The sequence below is a fragment of the Candidatus Methylomirabilota bacterium genome (assembly GCA_027293415.1).
In the GTDB taxonomy this organism is placed as follows: Bacteria; Methylomirabilota; Methylomirabilia; order Methylomirabilales; family CSP1-5; genus CSP1-5.
On sequence record JAPUFX010000217.1, the window covers coordinates 1 to 4,178 of the forward strand.

Below are 4,178 nucleotides of genomic sequence, written 5' to 3' on the forward strand. Positions count from 1 at the left end.
GACGGGACCTGGATCGGATGGTCTCGCAAGCTTTAGGAGGGCTGAAATCTTGACCGCTATCGCCCCTCGTGGTACAGCTTACGCGCCGCGTCCTGCGCGTCCGGGGAGGTGAAAAGTGGGCGTGCGGGTCAGACAGAAAGACAGCACCTGGTGGGTATTCATCAACCACCAAGGCAAGCGAAAGGCGAAAAAGATCGGCGACCGTAAGAGCGCTCTCGAGGTGGCGAGGAAGTTGGAGGCACGACTGGCGTTGGGGAACCTGTCCATCCAGGACGAATTCTCCGAGCGGCCACCCAATTTCCAAGAGTACGCGGAGCGGTGGCTTGAGAGCTACGCCAAAGTCCATTGCCGGGTAAGCACCTATATGAAGTACGGTACCCTGCTGCGGCACTACGCGTTTCCCCGCTTCGGGGGCACACCTGTGTCGGAGGTTAGCCGAGAGGACATCAAGAACCTCATCGCCGGAATGCTCCAGCGGGGTATTCGCGGAAAGCCCTTGAGCCGCAGCACTGTCCGTCATACCGTCGCCGTGATCCGGGAAATCTACAATCACGGGATCGAGGACGGGATGCTGGTTGCCAATCCGGCCATCCGCCTAGGGAGATTCCTGAAGGCGAAGGCCGACCCCCGGTCGGAAATCGCCCCGTTTACCGAGGAGGAGGTGGCGCGATTCCTGCAATCTATACAGGATTGCGCCCCTCGGTATTACCCGCTGTTCCTCTGTCTCGTTCGGACCGGCCTTCGGATCGGAGAAGCCTTCGGGCTGCAATGGGGGGACCTCGACTTTCAGGGGCGGTTCATCGAGGTACGCCGGAACTACACGCGAGGCCGTATTGAGCTCCCCAAGAACGGAAAAATCCGGCGGGTCGATATGTCCATCCACTTGGCGGAGACGCTGCTTGAGCTCAAAACCCTACGCGAGGCCGAAGCGGCACTGAATGGGCAGGAGTTTTCTCCAGAGGCGTGGGTTTTCATCAATGAGGTCGGTGGGCCTTTGGACGAGACCAACATCCGCCGGCGGGTCTTCCATCGCTGCTTGGCCCGAGTAGGTCTACGCCGGATTCGGCTGCATGATCTTCGCCATAGCTATGCCAGCATCCTGCTGGGGCGAGGTGAGTCCCTGGTGTACGTCAAAGAACAGATGGGTCACCACTCGATCAAGGTCACCGTGGACACGTACGGACACATGATCCCAGGGGCGAACAAGGAAGCGGTGGATCGGTTGGACCCTATTTTGAGCGCAACCAAACGCAACCTATACGCAACCGATAAAAAAAAGAGCTTCGGCATGAAGCCGTAAGCCCTTGAAGTTCCTGGTGGAGCTGAAGGGATTCGAACCCTTGACCTCGTGACTGCCAGTCACGCGCGCTCCCAACTGCGCCACAGCCCCGAAAAAGGAAGGAGAGCTGAGGCACCCAGCTCTCGAGATTCTTCATACCGCCCCCCCCGTGGGATGTCAAGGAGAAAGACGGGCGGCAGAGGGAGGGCGAATTCGCTTGAAATCCCCTGTACTGTGGCATATAAAGGTGCCTCGGAATAAATCCTAGCCCGGATTATTCACATAGAAGTAAATAATCTGCCCTCCGGGCTTCGACTCCGCCCCGCGTGTGCGGGGCGTCGCTCAGGGCTAGCCTTGCGTCCCGCCGCAGCGGCGGGACGCATTATTCACGAAGGACACTCCGTTCGGGAATAATGCGGGCTAGAGATCTCCCGTTTGAATTGAGACAGCGAGCAGAGCGTCCTATCCATCGAGGACGGGACCAGCATTCATGGAGATGAATACCGCAGAATGACCAGCTTATGCTCTCAAAGAACCTCTGGGATCCGCTTGCCATTGGTGACAATGGCGATTTTTTTGGTTTTCCTCATGGTCCTCCCCGTATGGGGGCAGCACCCTGCCCCCGAGGTGGACCATGTCGCCCCTGACTTCACTCTTCCGGATCTGGAGGGTAATCAGATAAGCCTATCGAGCTACAAAGGGAGAGTGGTCCTCCTCAACTTCTGGGCGACCTGGTGCCCTCCCTGTCGTCTCGAGATGCCGACCATGGAGAAAGCCTACCGGAAGTACAGGGACAAGGGCTTCGAGATCGTTGCGGTGAGCGTCGACGCCGGTCCCAAGAGTTCCATCAAGAGTTTTCTCAGGGAACTCGGCCTGAGCTTTCAGGTCCTTTTAGACCCAGACATGGAAACCCTTCGCGCATTTCGAGGCTTCTCGCTCCCCATGACCGTTGTGATCGACCGCCAGGGGGTCATTCGCTCTCGGGAGCTGGGCTACCGAGACTGGAGCGATGGGGAATCCACAAAGCTATTACAGCGGTTGCTCAGCGAGAAATCCTCTTAAGGAGAGGCCTCCAGCGTGAAAAAACAATTTCCGAGGTGGAGCTGTGCAGTCTCTCTCCTGGTTGGACTCACTGTGGCCGCCAACGCCTGGAGTGCCGAACGGACCCCCGAGGAGACAGTGCGCCAATATGTGCAGGCTGTCTACAGCCGGAACTACGCGAAGGCCTATCCCCTCATCTCGGATGCCGACAAAAAACACAAGACCCGAAAGGAATACCTTCGTCTGCACGTATCTTTTGAGGGAACGGCCCTTGAGCTGGCGGCCCAGCTGGCCTCGTATATCCGGCATGAGAACGCCCGCACACAGTTTCACGAAGACGGGGCGACAGTGGTGCTCGACCTGATCCTCCCCAACGGTAACGACCCCAAGCTCCGCAAGCTCCTCATGGATTTCGACGAGGCGCAGCTCCACTCCCTCCCGGAGGCTGAGCAAGAAAAGATCTCGGAAATCTTGACCACCGCGCACCAGCGCGACGAGCTACCGGCCATCGTCGGGGAAGAGCGGTTCGAGCTTGTCAAGGATGGGGACGGCTGGAAGGTTTTCCTCAACTGGGCCGGGACTGTGGTGGTCCGCTTTACGGGAGAGGTAAAGAAGGGGCTGCCCTGGGACTTCGAGCCCATCCTGGGCGAGGTCCGGGCCCCGCCCGGGGAAATTTTGCTAGTAGCTTTCCGGGTCAGGAACCGGTCGGACACACCAGTCTCGGGGAAGGCACGCCATGTGGTCCGACCCACAGAGGCACATTTCGAGGTCATCCAATGCTTCTGCTTCATCGAGCAGACGTTGGAACCGGGAGAGGAAATGGAACTGCCCCTGCTTTTTCGCGTGAATGGGGATATCTCGCCCGATGTTCAGACGATCGATGTCCACTACGAATTCTATCCCCTCGAGCATTTCAAACAGGAATGGGAAAGGCAGGCGGGTGGGTAAAAAGCGCTCTGGCTCAGCGAGCCTCCACGGGTAGGACATAGATCTGACGCGCGAGCTCCTCCCCCAGCGTACACCGCGTCGTTCCCACTTTAAGCGACATACCGCCACCAAAGGGAGCCTTCTCCACTAACGTCACCCGCACCTTGGGAAAGAGACCGAGGCTTCCGAGGTACCGGAGCTTTTCAGGGCTCTGGTCTGCGATCCGGTGGACGATGGCAGCGGTCCCCGGATTAAGTTCGGCAAGGGGAACAGAGACAGGGTGTTCTAACTGTCCCTCCTTGGTCGGGATAGGATCTCCGTGGGGATCAGTTACAGGATGACCGAGGAGCTCGGCGATGCGCTCCTCCAGCTCCTCGGAGATCACGTGTTCCAGCCGCTCCGCCTCCTCGTGCACCTGGTCCCACGGAAGGCCCATGGCCTCCACCAGATACAATTCGAGGAGGCGATGGTGCCGCACGACCTCAAGAGCCATTCGTTTCCCGGCCGGAGTCAGCGCCACGCCCCGATACCGCGTGTACCGAACCAGACGCATGGCATGTAGCCGCTTGATCATGGCGGTGACCGAGGGGGCGGCCACATCCAACGCGAGCGCCAGGGCTTTGGTGGTCACCTTCCCTTCTGACTGCTCCAAAAGGTAGATGGCCTTGACGTAATCTTCAACGGCCTGGCTTACCGGTCGAAGTTCCATCATCGCTCCTGCATACAAGAAACCATGAGTCCGTCATGCGCCGAGGGGACGTGGTTCCCTTTCCCTTGGGTCAGACCGCAATCAAAAAACCGGTGAAATACATGACTACGTAGCCAGCCACCAATCCCGCGAAATTGTGGCGCATGGTCAACATCTGCAGAACCGGCTTCCCCCGGGCTTGGTGTCTCACCACCTCATAGATCACCTGGAAGATCGCCCCGG

Annotated in this window: 4 protein-coding genes and 1 tRNA gene; 3 read left to right on the forward strand and 2 right to left on the reverse strand. The window is 58.7% G+C overall.

All coding sequences use genetic code 11. The features are described 5' to 3' along the window. The first annotated feature begins 115 nt into the window (after positions 1 to 115). Complete coding sequence (locus O6929_14405; protein MCZ6481572.1) at positions 116 to 1,300, forward strand: tyrosine-type recombinase/integrase; 1,185 nt, start codon at positions 116 to 118, stop codon at positions 1,298 to 1,300. A 14-nt stretch (positions 1,301 to 1,314) separates the two neighbouring features. On the opposite strand, the gene O6929_14410 is transcribed toward O6929_14405, so the two are convergent. After that, positions 1,315 to 1,390: transfer RNA gene (locus O6929_14410), tRNA-Ala, on the reverse strand. A 453-nt stretch (positions 1,391 to 1,843) separates the two neighbouring features. Between O6929_14410 and O6929_14415 the strand changes: the two genes are divergently transcribed. Together O6929_14415 and O6929_14420 are read left to right on the forward strand one after the other, a co-directional pair. Beyond that, positions 1,844 to 2,341 (forward strand): TlpA disulfide reductase family protein, encoded by a 498-nt coding sequence (locus O6929_14415; protein MCZ6481573.1) that lies wholly within the window; start codon positions 1,844 to 1,846, stop codon positions 2,339 to 2,341. Between the two features lie 15 nt (positions 2,342 to 2,356). Further along, positions 2,357 to 3,268 (forward strand): cytochrome c oxidase assembly protein, encoded by a 912-nt coding sequence (locus O6929_14420; protein ID MCZ6481574.1) that lies wholly within the window; start codon positions 2,357 to 2,359, stop codon positions 3,266 to 3,268. A gap of 13 nt (positions 3,269 to 3,281) precedes the next feature. Here O6929_14420 and O6929_14425 read toward each other — a convergent pair whose 3' ends face one another. Further along, the gene (locus O6929_14425; protein MCZ6481575.1) at positions 3,282 to 3,956 is read right to left on the reverse strand and encodes a metal-dependent transcriptional regulator; all 675 of its coding nucleotides are present in this window, start codon (positions 3,954 to 3,956) and stop codon (positions 3,282 to 3,284) included. Positions 3,957 to 4,178 lie beyond the last annotated feature (222 nt).